The following is an 18401-nucleotide window of genomic DNA, read 5'->3' on the forward strand; positions in this document are numbered from 1 at the left end:
TCATGGGGGAAGTCCACACCGGATTGCTGCAGAACTCCGGCGAGGTACCCGAATCGACCTGCCATGAACTCCTCAACCTGCTTTCAGGTGAGAGAGTTCGCGTGTCCCGGCGCCCCATCGTCCACGCGGTGTCACCCGATCTGCTGACCGGGGTCGACTGCCGCCTCCCGTCGGCGTCGCGATCCCGGATCAGAGGGGCGGGAACGGTTCTGTCCCGCTCCTCCATCACCGGTGGGCGGGTCGTGCAGGGTTCCTCCCACACCCGGATCGAACGCGCCGGCTCCGACCGCAGGCAGCCGTGGTCGCACTACCTCGCCCGTCCGGGCGTGGTCGAGGTTCTCGGCAAGGTCAAAGCCCGGGACCTCGCCGACGGGTTCGCCGAGGAGCCGCCACCGGACGGCCTCGATCTGGGTGCGATCAGCGCCCGCTTCATGGACGTCGTGCAGACGTCATCGCTCCTGGACCGGAGGACACCGTTCAAGATCGCACGCACGAAGCTCCGCTGGGTCGCGGAGCCTGGTGAGCCGGCCATCACCTTCACTCTGCGCTCCGATCAGATGCGCACGATCCGGCTCGTGCACCAGGGCGAGTTCACACCCGGGGTCGTCGACCTCTGCGAGGACCTGGCACTGCACGACTGGCTGCTGACCTCCCTGCTGGTGATCATCGAACGCGCGCGCATCGGCGGAACTTCGGCGACGGAGACCGCGGTCAAGCTCGCTCCCGCCGTCGATCACCTCCTGCATCTCTGGATGCCGATGGCACGCGTGGACGACGCGCTGATCCCCTTCTGGGAGAGCCTCGACCGGCGTCCGGGGTTCACCCGGCAATGGCAGTCGATGGTCGACCGGGTCCGCGACCAGCTCGCGGTCCGAACGTTGGCCTTCCTACGAGAGACAGGCGGAGGTAAGGCCCAGTGATGGCCAAGGGCAAGCTGAGCACGGACATAGTGCCGCGAACTCTCCGGAAGATCCTCATCACTGCGGCCATCGGCATCCCCACGTATTTCGTGACCGATGACAACGGCCCCTTCCTCAACACCGATGCGGAGCCTCAGGCCTGGGGGCTCGTCCTCACCGTCTTCATCAGCGGCGTGGTCATCGTCGTCCAGTACCTGATCGAGGTCGACAAGCAGTTGGAGTCGACGCGTCAGGAGATGGTCGAGGGCCTGTCCAGGATCAACGAGGCGACAGAACTGTTCGGCCTCGTGGAGGCGTCCGCCGTACAGACCGATGTGGTGACACAACTGGTTCGCAACGCCACCAGGGTCGACAAGGAGATGCCGGCGCTGGTCCAGGCGTTCGCCCAGCAGGAGATCGCCAGGATCTCCACCCTGCTGCGGGAGTTGGGCGAGGGGAACGTCATCTACGAAGGTGAGGACCGCGACTGGCTGCTCGGTCTGACCAACAACACTCAGCGCAGCCTGGACGCCCTCAGCCTGAACGTTGTCGACCAGGGCGTCAGCGAGGTCGACGGCGGGTTCTGGACCACCGACGCCGGCCAGCGCTATCTGGAGGCGCAGCGAGACCGCATCAAGGATGGCGTGCGAATCCGCCGCATCTTCTTCGTGGAAAATCCTGAGGCACAGAAATCAAGGATGTTCCAGCGCGTTTGGACTATGCATCACGAAATCGGGGTGCAGGTACGGTTCCTCGCGCCCAGCGCTCTCGCGACCCCCTTAGGCGTGTTCGACTTCATTCTCTTTGATGACGTGGTCAGTTACGAGGTGACGCCGTCCGCACCTCAGGTGGGGGACCTGGCGACGCACACCTTCGTCCACACGCTCCTGGTGCTCGAACCGCCGCGGGTCAAACAGCGGAGCGAACGGTTCAGAGAATTGTGGGAGCTGGCGTACCCGCCGAACTAGCCGCCGCGACGAATTCGCGATCAGGCCGGCAGATGTCGAGCCACTCGCGTGTTTTCACGTCGACGTCCCGGCGGACGAGTGCGGAAACCATCTCCGCCGTGACCGGCGCGAGGGTGATTCCGAGGCCGCTGTGACCGGTGGCCGCCAGCACCCGCCCATGGGCGTCGGCGAAGCCCACGACCGGCCTGCTGTCCGAGGTGCCGGGGCGAAGACCCGCCCAGCGCCTCTCGATGGGCCAGGTCATGCTCTCGGGCAGGAGCGCCGCCACGCCCCTTATGATCTCGTCGCGCGCACGGTCGGTGACCTCGGTGTCGCTGACACGAGGCTCGTACGTGACTCCCGCGGCCACCCGCCCGTCATGGCGCGGCACGAGATACGGGAACGCCCTCAGGTCGCCCTTGATGATCTCGGCGTAGACGTGATGACGCAGCGGGTACGTGGTCGAGCCGGGAGGCCGCATGTCGAGGGCCTCACCCTTGATCGGGAAAAGGTGCTCGCGAATGTTCTCAGGCAGGAACCGGGCACTGTGGTGGCCTGCGGCCACGACGACAGTGTCGGCCTCGATTCGGCCGCCCCCGCGGAGTTCGACGACGGCGCTCCGCGTCGTCGACGTCACCTTCTCCGCGCGGGAACCCACCTGGACCCGAGCCGGGCTCGATCCGGCCAGCAAGGTGTTCAGGGCGTGCATGAGCTCCCGGGGGTCGAGCGCCAACTCGTCGGGAAGCAGGAAGCCGCCGACGAGCGTCTCGCTGAGGAGCGGCTCCAATTGCCTGACCTCGGCGGCGGTCAGGGGCTCCACGGTGAAGGGCGATTTCGCCCACTTGGGCAGAACCTCGCTCTCCAGATGCGTCATCGCCTCGTCGTCGAGCGCGACCTGGATGTCGCCGCCCTCCAGCAGATCGACGGGGACGCCCGACATCGAGATGATCTCTGCGAGCCAGTCGCGATAAATGTCGCGGCTGCGCTTGATGACCGTGCTGAGGGGCCCGAGGGCGGCGGGCTCCGTCTGAGTGAGGATGCCGCCCATCGCCGCGTCGGAGGCGCCGAGGCCGAGCCGAGGTCCGGATTCGAGGAGGACCACGCTCAGCCCGTCGGAACCGAGACGGTGAGCGATCGCACTCCCGATCACGCCGCCACCGATGATCGCGACATCGTAGGTCTCAGGCACGCGCGCTCCTCAAGCTTCGCGATCCCCTCGCCTAATAACACAATAGGCGCAGCGGGGGCATCCAAGAAGGTCACAGACGCGTGGCCTTGGCGGAACTGTACCGCGCGGGATCTTGAGGACGCGAGATAAAGCCAATTCCGGCCGTGGCGATCCGCCCGCTTCCTCCGCTGGCTTACTTCTCCATGATAAGCGCCTGAAAGACGCCCGAACCCCTCTCGCGCGAGTTGGCATTCTCATTGCTCTGCGAGTCCCACGCCATTTGCGACAATCAGGTTGAGTCTTCTCAAAAGGGAGCCGTCATGGCGAAGACCGCGATCGTCACCGGAGGGTCGTCCGGAATCGGAAGAGCGCTCGCCGTCGAGTTGCTCCGCCTCGGCGTCGACGTCACCATCGCCGACATCGCGGACGCCGAGTCCACGGCCGGTGAACTCGGCTGCGCCGGCGCCCGCCTGGACGTCACCGACGCGGCGGCCGTTGCGGACCTCGTCCGAGGCGTCAAGGCGGACCGGGGACGGCTGGACTTCATGTTCAACAACGCCGGCATCGCGGTCGCAGGCCGTACCGACGAGCTGACCCTCGACCACTGGAACCGCATGATCGACGTCAACCTGCGCGGAGTGGTGCACGGTGTCCACGCGGCGTACCCGATCATGGTCGAGCAGGGCTTCGGGTACATCGTCAACACCGCCTCCCTGGCCGGGCTGATCCCCGCGCCGCTGATGTTGCCGTACACCACGACCAAGCACGCCGTCGTCGGCCTGACCCTGGCCCTTCGGGTGGAGGCGGCGGCGCACGGGGTCAAGGTCAGTGCGATCTGCCCCGGCTTCGTCGACACGCCGCTGCTCGACCACGCCAACCCGGGCCTGCCGCAGACCGAGATCGGCCGCCTGGCCCGCACGATCGGCGTCCGGGTGCAGAAGCGGCTCTACTCCCCTGAGGCCGTGGCTCGCGACGTCGTCCACGGCATGGGGCGGGACCGGGCGCTCATCGTGGTGCCGACGTTCGCCAGGCGAGCGTGGAGTCTCGTACGGCTCTCGCCGGACCTGGCCATCCGCGTCACCCGTCAAGCCACCCGCCGCGCCCTCCCCTGACCCCCTCGGCCCCCTCGGGTGACCCCCGGTGGGGATTCCCCGGGGTGGTGATCATGCACACCTCCGGTCGAATACGCGCTGAGCTGCGCCAACCCTTTTCGTGATCATGCACAGATTCGGCGAAACATTTGTTGAACAGCCACGACGCGTTCCGTGATCATGCAGTCGGCCGTCCGAGCAGGGCCCGCCCCCGGGGCGGGAGTAGTGGTGTGGCCGGATCTTCGCAGGCGAGGCGGTGCATGATCTACCGACCACGACATCACCGGTCAGTAGGGGTGCCGACGAATCCGCACATGATCACGCATCACATCGCAGCAGGTCGGCGCGCATGGCGCCGAAACCGTGCATGATCACGAGACCGGTTTCGCGGGGTCGCACGCCATGATCACGAACCTGTGCATGATCACACCAAGGGGGTCAGAGTCACCGCCGGAGGGTCGAACGCCGACCTGCCCAACCCTCCGCACGGCTCAGAAATTTTCGGATCTTGTCCGAATGTTTCATAACCCGGACAATAGATAGGCACCGTGACATCGTCAAGAGGCACCGTGGGAGCGATCCCGCCACATGATCCCATCACGCAGGCCGTACCCTGCGACAAGTCCGCCGAAAGTTTTCGGATACGCTCTGACGCATGCCAGCAAAAAGGCGGGTGACGATCGCCCTCATCGCACAAGAGGCCGGAGTCTCCGTACCGACCGTCTCCAAAGTGATCAACGGGCGTCCCGAGGTCGCCCCGGACACCCGGCAGCGCGTCGAGCGCCTGCTGCACAAACACGGCTACCAGCGGCGAACTGGCCAGGGTGACGGCCCGGTGGGCCTCCTCGACCTGGTCTTCGCCGAGATCGAGAGCCCATGGGCGATGGAACTGGTCAAGGGTGCCGAGACCACGGCCCACGAAGCCGGCGCGAGCGTCGTCGTCTCGGTCCTGCACACCCACGCCGGTCCCGGTCGTGACTGGCTTGAGCGCATCGCGGCACGGCGGACCGACGGTGTGATCATCGTCGGCTCGCGGCTCTCCGTCAGGCAGCAGGGGCAGCTCAGCGCCCGTTCGATACCTTTCGTCGTCGTCGACCCGGAGGGTGAGCCCGCGCCCGGCGTGGCATCCGTCGGCGCAACCAACTGGCACGGAGGGCTCGCCGCCACCCGTCACCTCATCGGCCTCGGGCACACGAGGATCGGCATGATCGGCGGGCCGACCGACATGTTGTGCAGCCGGGCCAGGATCGACGGCTATCGCGCCGCACTGGAGACCGCGGGCCTCAACCTCGATCCCGAGCTCATCCGGAACGGCGACTTCCTGGTCAACTCCGGCCACGACCACGGTCACGGCCTGTTGTCGCTGCCCGATCCGCCCACCGCCATCTTCGCCGGAAGCGACCTGCAGGCGTTCGGCGTGTTCGAGGCCGCCCGCCAGCGCGGCCTGCGCGTACCCCAGGACCTGAGCGTCGTCGGCTTCGACGACCTGCCGCTCGCGCGGTCGGCCTGGCCGCCGCTGACCACTGTCCGGCAGCCGCTCCAGGAGATGGCCGCGCTCGCGGCCCGCATGGTGCTCGCGATGGGGCGCGGTGAGGGGACCGAGGCGCCACGCGTCGAGTTGGCGACCGACCTCGTCATCCGTGAAAGCACCGAACCGCCACGCTGACGATTCCGCGGGGACCACGAGAACCCCTCGAAAACACCCACACGCTGCGGAAATCCCGATAGGGAATTCCCGTCACGGTGACGACCCGCTTGTACGGCCGTGGCCGTGCGAGCGGAGGGGCGGCGTCCGGCAAGAAGGCGTCCCGCAGGAAGCCGTGCCGAGGGCAGCGGAGGGGCGCCGGCTGGGAGCCGGGAATCCACGGCCCCGACCCAGGTGTTCCGGCTCGACCAGCTTCATTCGCGTTCGAGCCGTTTGCTCGGACCGCGTACCGTTCACGCTATCGTTTCTGCGAAATTGCAGGGTTTCGTGAAACGGGGCTGACGGTTGCAGGGCGTACGTGGAGCGGCCGTCACGGCGTTTGTCGCGGCATTTGTTCTGACTCTTCTCGGTGTTCCGGGCGCACAGGCGGACGCGGGCACCACGCGGGCCGTGGCCGCCCCCACACCGCAGGTCAGCGCCACACCGCACATCAGCACAACACCGCCGGTCACCCCCACGCCGGCGACCACACCCCGGTCCACCGGCCGGGCCACGCCACATGCCACCAGCAGCGCGGCCCGGACCGCACGCCCGCGTACGCGGACCGCTCAGACGATGCCCAAGGCGTCCGGCACCACTGCCGCGGCGCAGGCCAGGGTCGAGCAGCGGCCCTGCCCCCTGCGGCTTCCGGCGGGAACCCTCTGCGGGGTCCTCGTCGTTCCCGAACGGCGCGACCTGCCGTCCGGAAGGACCATCAAGGTCGGCTATGCCGTCCACTACGCGGAGGGACCCGCTCGCAAGGCCGACCCGGTCGTCTACATGGGCGGCGGACCGGGTGCGTCGTCGGAGCAGGTGATCCCGTTCCTCGCGGGGATGTTGCCCGACCGTGACGTCGTCGCGATCGAGCAGCGCGGCGGTCAGTACTCTGAACCGCGCCTGCAGTGCCCGGAGATCGCCAAGAGTCTCGTCCAGGTGCTCCAGACCACCGGCCAGGCCGCGCAGGAGAACGCGCTGCTGGCCGAGAACGGCCTCGCCTGCCGGACCCGCCTGGCGCAACAGGTCTCGCTCGCCGGCTACCGGACCTCCGAGATCGCCGCCGATGTGGTCGATCTCCGTAAGGCGCTCGGGTATCCGAAGTGGAACCTGCTGGGCGTCAGCTACTCCACCCGCGTGATGCTCCAGGTCGCGGCCCGTGACCCGCAGGGAACCCGGAGCGTCGTGCTCGACTCCCTGGCCCCGGGCCGGGTGGGGCCTGACGGCGACGGCTGGCCCCGGCTCGCCGCGACCATCGCGAAGCTGGGCATCACCGCGCGCTTCGACGCGATGGTCGCGCGGTTGAACGCGAAGCCGGTCTCGCTCACCACCCGTGACCCGCTGACGGGCGGCGAGGTCACCCTGGTCCTCGACGGGGCGGACGCGGCCACGATCCTGGCGGAGTCCCTCCAGGAACCCGGAGTGATCCCGATCATCCCCGCCCTCGTCGACGGCGTCGCCGGCGGTCGCACCGCGCTGCTTCAAGCCCTCGTGGACGGCGTGGGAGACGAACTCTCGTCGCACGAGTGGGGGCTCTACTACGCGGTCAAGTGCCAGGACCAGCGGCCGGCCGCGCCGCAACAAGGGACCCGGCCGCTGTTCACCGACTCCGCCGACGCCGCGGTGTGCTCCGCGTGGCCCGCGCCTGAGAAGACGGCGGTCGCCTCGCCCTCGACCGGTACGGCCGCGACCGGCACGAAGTCAGGCACCGGCGGCAAGACCGCCGACCGCGCGAACGCGGCCGACGGCAAGGGCACGACCGGCGGTCCCCAGGCCGGCACTCCCCAGAGTGAGACTCCCAAGGCCGGAAACACCGGGGGCCAGACGTCCCAGAGCCAGACTCCTCAGGACAAGACTTCTCAGAACAAGACTTCGCAGAACCGGACGCCGGGCAACCGGACTCCGGGGGCTCGTACGACGCCCGGGACGACCGGATCCGCCAACACGCGCGGGACCGGACGAGCCGGCCGGGCCAAGCCCACGGCTCCCCGCACTGCGCCCGCACGCAAGCCGGGCATCACCGCGCCGGTCCTGGTCGTGGGCGGCCAGTTCGACGCCACCACCCCTCCCGAGGCCGCCCGCGAGACGGCGCTGCGCACGCCGTCCGCTCGCTTCGTCGAGTTCGCCGGCGTGGGCCACGGAGTGATGTTCAGCAGCCGGTGCAGCCAGCGTACGATCGCGGCGTTCGTCGACGATCCCGCCGCGAGCGCGCCCTGCGACCCGGCTGAACCCCCCCGGCCGATGGTCCGTCCTGACACGATCCTCCTCACCTCGTCCGCGTACGAGATCGCGAAGCATCCCGTCCTGCTGATTCCAATGGCCGGTTTCGCCCTCGTGTCGCTCCTCCAGTTGCTTCTCGGCCTGGTGGCGCTGGTCCGGCGCCGCGGCGACTGGCTCGCCGTCCTCGGCGGCCTGCTGGGAGTGGCGTTCACCGTGCTCGTCGTCCACAGCCTGCGCGGCTTCTCCGTGACGGCGTTGTCGATCGGGCTGCCGAAGGAAGTCCCCTGGTACGGCCTGATCGCCGTGGCCGCCTGGCTGGTGTCCACCGTGTCCGCGTTCCGGCTGCGGGCCCACACGTTCGCGATCATCCCGTGCCTTGCCGGGCTGGCCTACATCACCTGGATGTACGGCTGGCTGGTGGCCTGACGCGTCAGCGTCGCGGGGCAGGGCGATGCGGACCTACGGCCCCTCGGCGCATGTTTAGTGCATGATCACGCTTGCAGTTCGCCCAGGTCGCACGGGGTATCACCGAACCCGTGCATGATCACGCTCACAGATCGCCCAGGTCGCAGGGCGTGCCACCGAGCCCGTGCATGATCACGCCGTGCGGTCACGCTGGCCGGACGGCATGACCGCGAACCTGTGCATGATCACCCCAAAATCAACATGATCGCCGCCAAGTTAAGGGGGGCTTAAGGGGGGATCAAGGGCACAACTATCAGGAAAGTTTCCTTATAGAGAGCGTTGACGGGCCTGGTCGTACGGGCTTACTTTCCGATCAACCCCCTGGTGGCCCCACACGGCCATCCCCCGACATGCCCGCCGCCACGGGTGACCCACCCTCACGGCGGGCGGACGCCCTCCGGGCCGCGCGAGACCGGTGACGCTCACGTGGCCCGGAGCCCCCGGCCGGTGCCCGGCGATCCTGCGACGGATCGCCGGGCATCGGTGTTCACGCCGGCGGCCCCGGGCCCCTGGCGTCGGCGCGCACGATCAGTGGGACCATGGCTGGAACCCACGACTCACCCACATTCACCCGAATTTACGAAGACTCACCGGGTCTCGCCGAGGCCCGCGAAGCGGAGGTCGACTCAGGTGTTCCAGGTCGCGCGTGCCGGGGCGTCCGGCCGCAGCCCGATCATGCGCGTGGCCGCCGTCGCGCTGGTCGCATGTGCCGCCACCCTGCTGATCGCGACGCCCGCGCGGGCGCACAACGTGCTGATCGGCAGTGATCCCCGGCAAGGGGCGGTGCTCGCGACCATGCCAGGGAAGGTGACCCTGACCTTCGACCAGGCCGTCCGGCGCGACTTCGCGCGGATCGCCGTGACGGGCCCCGACGGAGCCCGCTACGAGCAGGGCGAGGTGGGTGTCAGCGGCGACGACATCTTCGTCGCCCTCCGCGGCCAGGGTCCGTCGGGGACGTACAGCATCGGTTACCGGATCGTCTCCAACGACGGTCATCCCGTCACGGGCACCGTCTCCTTCACCGTCGGGAGCGGGGCGGGCGGCCAGACCGGCGCCGGCGCGGGCCTCCCCGGCTCTGGAACGACCATGGGGCCCGCGACGGGGCCTCCCGCGGCATCCGGCGTCGCACCGCCCGTGAGCGCCTCCAGCGGCGCCTGGGTGTGGGGCCTGCTGGCCGCCACCGCTGCACTGCTCGCCCTGGCCGCCTTCGGGCTCATGCGGCACGACCGGCGCGTGGGGAGCGGCGCATGACGACGACGGCCACCCGGCGGCGGGAACAAGGCGGCTCCCCTGAGAAGGCCCGGTCCCGGCTGCCCCTCGCGGGAGTCTCCGCGGCCGGGCTGCTCGCCGTCCTGATCGCGACGTGGGCCACCCGGCCGGGGCCGGTGGAGGGGATCACGATGCCGAGCGGGCTCGTCGAGTACGGCCTGCCGGTCGCCCGGCTGGTCCTCGACCTGTCCGCGACGGCCGCCGTCGGCCTGAGCCTGCTGCCCAAGCTCCTCGGCTTCGACGACCCGGACAGGACGGAGCCGATCGCGGGCAGGGCCAGGCACTGGGCCGTGATGAGCGCGCTGATCTGGTGCGCGGCCGCGCTCGTCGCCACGATCCTGAGCGCCGCGGAGGTCCAGCCGGGCGGGTTCCCCGACGTCGCCACCTACGTCGACCGCATCGGATCGGGTCAGGGTCTCATCATCAGCGCGTCCTGCGCCCTGGTCAGCGCGACCGTGGGCATGCTGGCCGTCCGGTTCGGCGAGAAGGTCCCCGCGGAGCTGCGCGTGCTCGTCGCGGCGTTCGGCCTGCTCCCCCTCCCCGTCACCGGGCACGCGTCCAACTGGTACTGGCACGACCTGACCATGGTGTCGATGGAGCTGCACGTCATCGGGGCCGCCGTCTGGACCGGGGGCCTGGCGGCGCTCGCCGTGCTGCTGGTGCGCGACCGCGGGCTCCTCGCCCGCACGCTTCCGCGCTTCTCCAGGCTCGCCACGGTGGCCCTGCTCGTCGTGGGCCTGTCCGGCGTCTTCAACGCCGTGGTCGAGTTGCTCCTCGCGCCCGGCCACGACTTCCCGGAGTCGCTGGTGACCACGCGGTACGGCTGGCTCGTGGTGGCCAAGACCGTGTTCGTCGCCGTGATCGCGCTGCTCGGCGCCAACATCCGCTGGCGGCTGATGCCCGCCGTCACGCGGCAGGCCCCCACCGCGTTCGCGGCGTGGGCGGCGTTCGAACTGGCCGTGATGGGCCTCGCCTTCGGCGTCGCGGTCGCGCTCACCCGAGCGCCCATCTCCTGACACCCGCCCACCTGACGCCCGTCGCAGGGCCCCGCCCCGGGGCCGGGACGACGGCAGCCCGGCAGGCGTGCGGCCTGCCGGGCTGCCGGCTCCGTCGTTCTGCGTTCGCGAGCTAGCGTTCGCCGGTTCCGTCTGACGCGGATGCCGCACCCGCGTCGCGGGCGGGCGCGGTGGTCGGCACGGGCTCCGCGTCCGGCGCGCGCACCGGTTCCGCCGCCGTGCCGTCCCCGGTTCCGGTCACCGCATCGGCGCCTGTGCCCGCGCCCGTTTCCGCGGGCGACGCCTCCGTGGACGCGGCCGGCGCCCGGCGCCTGCCCACGAGCCACTCGGCGACCAGCCACGCCGCCGCCAGCAGGGCCGCGGTCACCGGCCAGGACGCCACCGCGTACGGCGGAGCGTCCAGCACCCGGTCCTGTACGGCGAGCCCTCCGTACACCCCTGCCGTCACGAGCGCCGCGCCCAGGACCGGCCTGAAGTACGGGATCCGCACGAAGAAGGCCAGATCGACCGCGAGCCCGGCGAGCAGGAAGAAGAACGGGATCGCCGAGGGCGGGAACGTGCCCCCGACGAGGATCGGCCACACCAGGCAGCGGTAGGCGACGTAGAGCGCCGCGATCGACGTCGCTGTCCAGCGCTTCTTCACGATGAGCCGCGCGACGACCAGGATGATCATGCCGGCCGCGCCCGCGTAGACCGGGTAGACGTAGTCGGGCACCGGCAGCGAGAACTTGAGGATCATGGGGCGGTCCACCGCCCTGCCCATCTGGTCGGCCGCGAACTGGAGCAGGCTCGGCTCGGCGTACGGCTGGCCCCGGTCCCAGGAGGCCAGTTCCAGCACGCCGTACTCCTGGTGCTGCTCGGGGAAGTGCACGTTCTCGAAGAAGAACGTGAAGAGCACCCCGAGCACGACGGTCCGCAGCCGATCGGAGATCACGCCGTACGATGCGGCCCCCAGGTACCAGCCCCGGATCACACCGGCGATCATCAGGGCGGTCCCGATGAACAGCAGGGCGTGGGAGGGGCTCCAGGCGGTGATGTCGAGGCCGTTGACCCGGTGGTTGATCAGGTCGAGCGGGATCGCGATGAGGAAGATCCCCGTGCCCCACTGGATCAGCCGGGAGGCGGTGCGGTCGACGCCGTAGCCCGTGTACCAGTGCACGATCGCAAGGCCGACGGCGATGACCGTGCCCACGGTGTTGAGCATGTGCGGGGGGGCGAGGTCGTCGCGCAGCCACTTGAAGTGCCACGAGACGTCCCAGGTCGACCCGAGCACCTTCAGGACGAACGCCGCGAGCCAGCCGAGATAGAGCACCCTGAACAGATCGGCCGGGGTCTGCCGCCCCGGCTCCCCCCTCGTCCAGTAGGGGAGCGCCCACTCGATGACGCGAGCGGGGAGCTGCTTGAGCGTCGTTCCTGTCGTCACGCGCGAAATGATGCCGGTCCGCCGCTTGTGGGCGCAATCGGGGATGACCCGGAGAAGCCGCCCCGCAGGCCTCGCATTCCCCTGAACAGCAGGCCGGAGCGGCACCGTGGCCCGATCGAGACCCGGACGGGCGAATTTACCCGCGCACGCGGATCGATCTCCTCTGATCGCTCAGTAGCATCGCGATATGACGTTTCCGGGCGGGCGGCGGGCCCTGACTGCCGTGGTCGCTCTGGTCCTCGTGGTCGTGGGCGGCCTCACGTGGGCGTTGTGGCCCTCCGGCGAGCCGGTCCGGGGCCAGGACACCGCCATCTCCGTGGTGGACGGCCCCGGGGACGACCAGCGCGTGACCCTCGACGCCACCTTCTTCCCGCCCGCCACCGGCGGGAAGGCCCCCGCGGTGCTGCTGGCGCACGGCTTCGGCGGGAGCAAGCAGAGCGTTCGCGACCTCGCCGTACGGCTCGCCGGGCGAGGCTACGCCGTTCTCACCTGGTCGGCCCGCGGATTCGGCCGCTCCACCGGTGAGATCGCGCTGAACTCCCCCGACTACGAGGTCAAGGACGTCCGCCAGCTCGTCGACTGGCTGGCGAAGCGTCCCGAGGTGCGCCTCGACGGGGCGGGCGACCCGCGGGTCGGAATCGCGGGCGGCTCGTACGGCGGGGCCATCGCCCTCATGACCGCGGCCTACGACAGCAGGATCGACGCGATCGCCCCCGAGATCACCTGGAACGACCTCGCGGACTCGCTCTTCCCGGACGCGGGCGGCAACGGCCCCATGAACGGCGTCTTCAAGAAGATGTGGGCGGGGATCTTCTTCAGCTCCGGCGGCAGCGGCCTCGCCCCGGACGGCGGACTCGACGCGCAGAGCCTCGCCGGGCTTTCCGGGGGGCCCGCCCCCGCCCGGGCCCTGACTCCGCAGCAGGTGCAGTGCGGGCGTTTCCTCCCGGCGATCTGTGACATGTACCAAACCGTCGCCGCCACCGGACGGGCCACGCCGGAGGCCATCAGCCTGCTGCGGCGGTCCAGCCCGTCCTCGGTGCCGGACAAGATCCGCATCCCGACGCTCCTGATCCAGGGGCAGCGGGACTCGCTGTTCCCCCTCGGCCAGGCGGACGCCAACGCGCGGCAGATCGCCGCGACCGGCGCGCCCGTCGAGGTGGCCTGGATCAACGGCGGGCACGACGGCGGCGACAGCGAGCCCGACTGGGTCTTCGACCGTACGGCCGGCTGGTTCGACCGCTGGCTCAAGAACGGCCCCGGCTCCACCGCGTCCGGCGCGGGCACCGGGGCGGCGAGTGCGGCCGCGGGACCCGCGGGGGGCGCGGCCTTCACCGTGAGCCGTGACGGCGGACGCGATCCCGGCACCCGCCAGAGCGTGCTCGTGCACGCCACCGCGAACGGCTATCCGGGGCTGTCCGGCACCTCCGACACGAAGGTGCGGCTCTCCGGGCCCGAGCAGCAGATCGCCAACCCCCCGGGCGGCTCGCCCGCCTCCATCTCCTCGGTCCCGGGGTTCGGCGGCCTGCTCCGCAGCAGCGGCGGCCTCGGGGTCTCCCTCGACATACCTGGCCAGGCGGCGACGTTCGAGTCCGCTCCCCTGGCCGCTCCCACGAACGTCACCGGCAGTGCCACCGTCCAGATCAAGGTGTACGGCACGGGCGAGGCCACGTTGTTCGCCAAGCTCTACGACTCCTCGGGCGGGCCGGTGGCCGTGCTGCCGTCCAGCCTGGTCGCGCCGTTCCGGGTCACCGCGACCGAGGAGGGCACGCCGGTCACCGTGACGCTTCCGGCTATCGACAGGGCGTTCGACGCCGGCCATCGGATGCGCGTGGTCATCTCGGCGACCGACCTCGGGTTCAGCACGCCGGCGGAGCCCGCGGTCTACCGGATCGGGCTGGCCTCCCCCGAGCTGACGGTGCCCGCCGACCCGGCGCTGATCACTCCGGCGACCGGCCCCGCGTGGTGGATCTGGGCCCTGCCGCTCGCGGCGACGCTGATCGCGGTGGTCCTCGTCCTGACCCGGCGCGCCCGTCCCGCCGGATCCGCCGGAGACCGCCCCGACCTGGCCGAGGTCCCGCTGGTGATCACCGGCCTCGGCAAGCGGTACAGGAACGGCGAGAAGGCGGTCGACGACCTGTCCTTCCGCGTGGAGAGAGGGCAGGTCCTCGGCCTGCTCGGTCCCAACGGCGCCGGCAAGACCACGACGATGCGCATGCTGATGGGGCTCATCCTCCCCGACGAGGGAGAGATCCGGATCTTCGGGCATCCGGTGGTGCCGGGCGCGCCCGTGCTGTCACGCCTGGGGTCGTTCGTGGAGGGGCCCGGCTTCCTTCCGCACCTGTCGGGGCGGGCCAACCTCGAGCTCTACTGGCAGGCCACGGGACGGCCGGCCGAGGACGCGCACGTGGAGGAGGCGCTGGAGATCGCCGGTCTGGGGGCGGCCCTCGAGCGCGCGGTGCGCACCTACTCCCAGGGGATGCGGCAGCGGCTGGCCATCGCCCAGGCCATGCTCGGCCTGCCCGATCTCCTGGTCCTCGACGAACCCACCAACGGGCTCGACCCGCCCCAGATCGCGGAGATGCGCAAGGTGCTCAAGGCGTACGCCCAGCACGGCCGCACGGTGATCGTCTCCAGTCACCTGCTCGGCGAGGTCGAGCAGACCTGCAGCCACGTGGTCGTGATGCACCGCGGCCGGCTGGTGTCTGAGGGACCGGTCGACGGCCTGCTCGGCACCTCCGCCTCCCACAACGGCTCCCGCCACCGCCTCGAGGACGTCTTCCTCGACCTGATCGGAGAGAGCAGATGACCGCCCCCGTGAGCCCCGCCACCGGCGAGGACGCCCTGGGATACGCCCGGGGGTACGCGCCCGGGCGGACCCTGCCGCTGCGCGTGGAGATCGTGCGCCAGTTCAGGCGGCGGCGGACGCTGGCGATGTTCGCCCTGCTGCTGGCACTGCCGTGGGTGCTGGTGGTGGCCTTCCAGTTCGGGCCGGGGTCGAACGGCGGCAACTCGCTCAGGTTGTCCGACCTGGCCACCGCGGGCGGGCTGAACTTCGCGGCGTTCGCGTTGTCGGTGTCGGCCAGCTTCCTGCTCGTCGTCGCCGTGGCCCTGTTCTGCGGTGACACGGTGGCGAGCGAGGCGAACTGGTCGTCGCTGCGCTACCTGCTGGCCGCGCCGATCCCCCGTGACCGGCTGCTGCGCCAGAAGCTGATCGTCGCGCTCGGATACTCGGCGGCCGCGGTGACGGTGCTGCCGCTGATGGCGCTGCTGGCCGGCACGCTCGCGTTCGGCTGGCACGACATCAAGGTGCCGGGCACCGGCGAGATCATCGCGGCCACGGACGTGCTGCCCAAGTTCGCACTCGTCATCGGGTACGCGCTGGTCAGCCAGCTCGTGGTCGCGTCGCTCGCGTTCCTGCTCTCGGTCGGTACCGACTCCCCACTGGGCGCGGTCGGCGGCGCCGTGGGGCTGGTGATCGTCAGCACGATCCTGCAGGCTGTCGAGGCCCTGGGCTCGTTCCGCGAGTTCCTGCCCACGTTCTGGAACACCGCGTGGCTCGACGCGCTCTCGCCGCAGCCCGACTACGGCGGGATGATCAAGGGCGTGTCGGTGTCCGTGACCTACTCGGTGATCCTGATCGCGTTCGCCTTCCGGCGCTTCCGCCGAAAGGACGTGGTGTCTTAGGACGCGTGGGGTTCCGGGACGCGGCGTCCCGGGGATGCGCTAGTCCCAGTGGGGCGGGCGTTCCTCCAGGTAACGGGAGTCGTCGGAACCGGAGCTCCATTCGCCCCAGCCGAGGTCGGTGTCGTCACTGGTCTGGTCGGGAAGCACCGGCAGTCCCTCGTCGAAGAGGTCCACCGGACGCAGGTCATCCGGATGCTGCTCCGTCACGGTCCAATGCTATCCGGCCACGTCGGCGGGGCGCGGCCGGACCGGCCGTCCGCTTCCGGCCGGGCCACCCTCCGCGGCGGTGGGAGATCCGGTCCGCGCGTGAGGTGTTTTTCCCCCCGAGCGGAAACCTCGCGACCGCTCATCCGGACATCTATCGGTCGCCAAAGGTACGATGCGGGAACAGACAGCACGCCGGACGATCCCCCCGTGAGGCGGCATGGCAACGCCATCAGGATGGCGACGAGAGGGCAACCTGCCCACCGAGCTGACCAGCTTCGTGGGCCGCACACGCCTACTGGCTTCGCTCAGGCAACGACTCCAGGAGTCCCGGCTGGTCACCGTGACCGGGATCGGCGGAGTCGGAAAGTCGCGGACGGCCGTGCGCATCGCCCATCAGGTTCGCGGAAAATACAAGGACGGCGTCTGGTACGCCGACCTCGCCAGGCTCCAGGACCCGGGCATGGTGCACCACGCGATCACCTCGGCGCTCGGCATCGCCGACCAGTCGTCAAGGGACGAGGCGGACACGCTGGCCGAGTGGCTGGCCGACCGCGAGCTCCTGCTGATCCTGGACACCTGCGAGCACCTCGTCGAAGCCTGTGCCCGTCTGACCGACCAGTTGCTCGACCGCGCGCCCAACCTGCGCATCATCGCGACCAGCCGCCGATCGCTCAACGCGCGCCATGAGTACACCCTGGCGGTCCCGCCGCTGACCGTCCCCAGCGAAGACCCGGCGGACAACCCGTACAACAACGAGGCCGTCGAGCTGTTCAGCGAGCGCGCCTCCGTCGTCATGCCCGACTTCGTGCTCGACGAGGACAACATCGTCGCCGTGGCGGAGTTGTGCCGCCGCCTCGACGGCATCCCGCTGGCCATCGAGCTCGCCGCGGTGCGGCTGCGGACGTTGTCGGTCGAGCAGATCCTCGCGCTGCTGGCCGACCGGTTCAGCCTGCTCGCCGGGGCCAGCCGTACGGCGTTGCCGCGGCACCAGACGCTCCGCGCGGCCATCGGCTGGAGCCACGAGCTGTGCGAGCCCGCCGAGCGCCTGTTGTGGGCCCGGCTGTCGGTCTTCTCCGGAGACTTCGAACTGGAGGCCGCCCGATCGGTGTGCGCGGGCGACAACCTCGCACCGGCGACCATCGCGGACGTGCTGTCCGGCCTGGTCGACAAGTCGGTGCTGCTCAGCTTCCCGACGGCGGCCGGCCAGCGGTACCGGCTGATCGACACGCTCCGGCAGTACGGCGGGGAGTGGCTGGACAAGCTCGGCGAGACGGCCCAGCTGCGCCGCCGCCACCGTGACTACTACCTCCAGCTGGCCGAGCGCAGCGAGAACTCGTGGTCGGGCCCGAGGCAGGTGCACTGGTACACCCGGATGCGCCAGGAGCACGACAACATCCGCATCGCCGTCGACTACTGCCTGACCACGCCGGGCGAGGCGCGGGTCGGCCTGGAGCTGCTGTCGTCGCTCTGGTTCCTCTGGGTCGCGTGCGGGTTCGCCAGGGAGGGCGGCGTCTACCTGGAGCGGGCGCTGAAGAACTGCCCGACCCCGAGCAAGGAGCGCTGCAAGGCGCTGTGGGTGCTCGCCTATCTGCGCAGCGCGCAGGGCGACATGGCGGGCGCGCTGGCCGCGGCCGAGCAGTGCAGCACCGACGCCGTCCAGGTGGGCGACTCCGTCGCCGTCCTGCTCGCGACGAAGATGCAGGGCACCGCCGCCATGCTGCAGGGCGACGCCCAGAAGGCGACCGCCCTGCTCGGCGTCGCCATCGAGTTCCACCGCGGCGGGCGTGAGCTCAACCCCGGCCTGCTCCCCGCGATCGTGGAGCTGTCGATGGTCCTGCTCTCCCAGGGCGACTTCCTGGAGGCGGAGACCCTCCTGGCCGACTGTCTCAAGGTGTGCCAGGAGCGCGGCGAGCTGTGGCTGCGGTCCTACGCGTGGTACGTCACCTCGCTCGTCCGGCGCGCGACCGACCGCCGGGACGACGCACTGTCGGCGTGCAAGGAGGCGCTGCGCATCAAGCGCCACTTCCACGACGTGCTGGGCGTGGTGCTCTGCGTCGACCAGCTCGCGGGGCTGAGCCTCGACCTCGGCTGGCCCGAGCGCACGGCGTTCCTGCTGGGCGCGGCCCAGGCCAACTGGAAGACCTTCGGGCTGCCCCTGTTCGGATCCCCGTTCTTCACGACCGAGCACGAGCAGTGCGTGAAGGAGTGCAAGAAAGCGATCGGCGACGCCGCTTACAACGACGCCTACGCCGAGGGAGCGCGGTTGAGCCTGAGCGACCTCATCGAGTACGCACTGGACGACTTCGACGATTTCCGCGCTCCCAGCGACTGACA

General features: G+C 70.1%; 13 protein-coding genes. 10 read left to right on the plus strand and 3 right to left on the minus strand.

Annotation, left to right across the window (positions count from 1 at the left end; translation table 11 throughout):
- Positions 1 to 2: 2 nt before the first annotated feature.
- Together Pka01_RS14630 and Pka01_RS14635 are read left to right on the plus strand one after the other, a co-directional pair.
- Positions 3 to 920, plus strand: coding sequence for an SCO2521 family protein (locus tag Pka01_RS14630; RefSeq protein WP_239114982.1), 918 nt, complete (start codon positions 3 to 5; stop codon positions 918 to 920).
- Positions 920 to 1867, plus strand: coding sequence for a DUF6879 family protein (locus tag Pka01_RS14635; protein WP_203883263.1), 948 nt, complete (start codon positions 920 to 922; stop codon positions 1865 to 1867). Before Pka01_RS14630 ends, Pka01_RS14635 begins: the two co-directional genes overlap by 1 nt.
- Here Pka01_RS14635 and Pka01_RS14640 read toward each other — a convergent pair.
- Positions 1830 to 3035, minus strand: coding sequence for an NAD(P)/FAD-dependent oxidoreductase (locus tag Pka01_RS14640; RefSeq protein ID WP_203883264.1), 1206 nt, complete (start codon positions 3033 to 3035; stop codon positions 1830 to 1832). The genes Pka01_RS14635 and Pka01_RS14640 overlap by 38 nt on opposite strands.
- Positions 3036 to 3334: 299 nt before the next feature.
- On the opposite strand from Pka01_RS14640, the gene Pka01_RS14645 reads away from it, so the two are divergent.
- The 5 genes from Pka01_RS14645 to Pka01_RS14665 all read left to right on the plus strand — a co-directional run bounded on the left by Pka01_RS14645 (position 3335) and on the right by Pka01_RS14665 (position 10753).
- A complete protein-coding gene (locus tag Pka01_RS14645) occupies positions 3335 to 4126 on the plus strand; it encodes an SDR family NAD(P)-dependent oxidoreductase (protein WP_203883265.1) in 792 nt (263 codons plus the stop codon).
- Positions 4127 to 4760: 634 nt separating this feature from the next.
- Entirely contained in the window at positions 4761 to 5771 is a 1011-nt protein-coding gene (locus Pka01_RS14650; RefSeq protein WP_203883266.1) for a LacI family DNA-binding transcriptional regulator, read from the plus strand.
- A gap of 429 nt (positions 5772 to 6200) precedes the next feature.
- Complete coding sequence (locus tag Pka01_RS14655) at positions 6201 to 8429, plus strand: alpha/beta fold hydrolase (protein ID WP_203883267.1); 2229 nt, start codon at positions 6201 to 6203, stop codon at positions 8427 to 8429.
- A gap of 669 nt (positions 8430 to 9098) precedes the next feature.
- Entirely contained in the window at positions 9099 to 9719 is a 621-nt protein-coding gene (locus Pka01_RS14660; protein ID WP_239114983.1) for a copper resistance CopC family protein, read from the plus strand.
- Positions 9716 to 10753: a CopD family protein gene (locus tag Pka01_RS14665; RefSeq protein WP_203883268.1), complete on the plus strand. Its 1038-nt coding sequence runs from the start codon at positions 9716 to 9718 to the stop codon at positions 10751 to 10753. Before Pka01_RS14660 ends, Pka01_RS14665 begins: the two co-directional genes overlap by 4 nt.
- Before the next feature lie 112 nt (positions 10754 to 10865).
- On the opposite strand, the gene Pka01_RS14670 is transcribed toward Pka01_RS14665, so the two are convergent.
- On the minus strand, positions 10866 to 12176 hold the full coding sequence (locus Pka01_RS14670) for a hypothetical protein (protein WP_203883269.1): 1311 nt from the start codon (positions 12174 to 12176) through the stop codon (positions 10866 to 10868).
- Between the two features lie 187 nt (positions 12177 to 12363).
- Between Pka01_RS14670 and Pka01_RS14675 the strand changes: the two genes are divergently transcribed.
- Positions 12364 to 14982 (plus strand): alpha/beta fold hydrolase, encoded by a 2619-nt coding sequence (locus Pka01_RS14675; protein ID WP_203883270.1) that lies wholly within the window; start codon positions 12364 to 12366, stop codon positions 14980 to 14982.
- Positions 14979 to 15860 carry an ABC transporter permease gene (locus Pka01_RS14680; RefSeq protein WP_203883271.1) on the plus strand — a complete coding sequence of 294 codons (882 nt, stop codon included), beginning with the start codon at positions 14979 to 14981 and terminating at the stop codon, positions 15858 to 15860. Before Pka01_RS14675 ends, Pka01_RS14680 begins: the two co-directional genes overlap by 4 nt.
- A 39-nt stretch (positions 15861 to 15899) precedes the next feature.
- On the opposite strand, the gene Pka01_RS14685 is transcribed toward Pka01_RS14680, so the two are convergent.
- The gene (locus Pka01_RS14685; protein ID WP_203883272.1) at positions 15900 to 16067 is read right to left on the minus strand and encodes a hypothetical protein; all 168 of its coding nucleotides are present in this window, start codon (positions 16065 to 16067) and stop codon (positions 15900 to 15902) included.
- Positions 16068 to 16284: 217 nt separating this feature from the next.
- Between Pka01_RS14685 and Pka01_RS14690 the strand changes: the two genes are divergently transcribed.
- The gene (locus Pka01_RS14690; RefSeq protein WP_203883273.1) at positions 16285 to 18399 is read left to right on the plus strand and encodes an ATP-binding protein; all 2115 of its coding nucleotides are present in this window, start codon (positions 16285 to 16287) and stop codon (positions 18397 to 18399) included.
- Positions 18400 to 18401: the final 2 nt, after the last annotated feature.

Source organism: Planotetraspora kaengkrachanensis (assembly GCF_016862895.1).
GTDB lineage: Bacteria > Actinomycetota > Actinomycetes > Streptosporangiales > Streptosporangiaceae > Planotetraspora > Planotetraspora kaengkrachanensis.

Coding starts and splice junctions, on each gene's coding strand:
- Pka01_RS14635 (WP_203883263.1), top strand. CDS start 920: ATGGCCAAGGGCAAGCTGAGCACGGACATAGTGCCGCGAACTCTCCGG.
- Pka01_RS14630 (WP_239114982.1), top strand. CDS start 3: ATGGGGGAAGTCCACACCGGATTGCTGCAGAACTCCGGCGAGGTACCC.
- Pka01_RS14650 (WP_203883266.1), top strand. CDS start 4,761: ATGCCAGCAAAAAGGCGGGTGACGATCGCCCTCATCGCACAAGAGGCC.
- Pka01_RS14680 (WP_203883271.1), top strand. CDS start 14,979: ATGACCGCCCCCGTGAGCCCCGCCACCGGCGAGGACGCCCTGGGATAC.
- Pka01_RS14675 (WP_203883270.1), top strand. CDS start 12,364: ATGACGTTTCCGGGCGGGCGGCGGGCCCTGACTGCCGTGGTCGCTCTG.
- Pka01_RS14665 (WP_203883268.1), top strand. CDS start 9,716: ATGACGACGACGGCCACCCGGCGGCGGGAACAAGGCGGCTCCCCTGAG.
- Pka01_RS14645 (WP_203883265.1), top strand. CDS start 3,335: ATGGCGAAGACCGCGATCGTCACCGGAGGGTCGTCCGGAATCGGAAGA.
- Pka01_RS14690 (WP_203883273.1), top strand. CDS start 16,285: ATGGCAACGCCATCAGGATGGCGACGAGAGGGCAACCTGCCCACCGAG.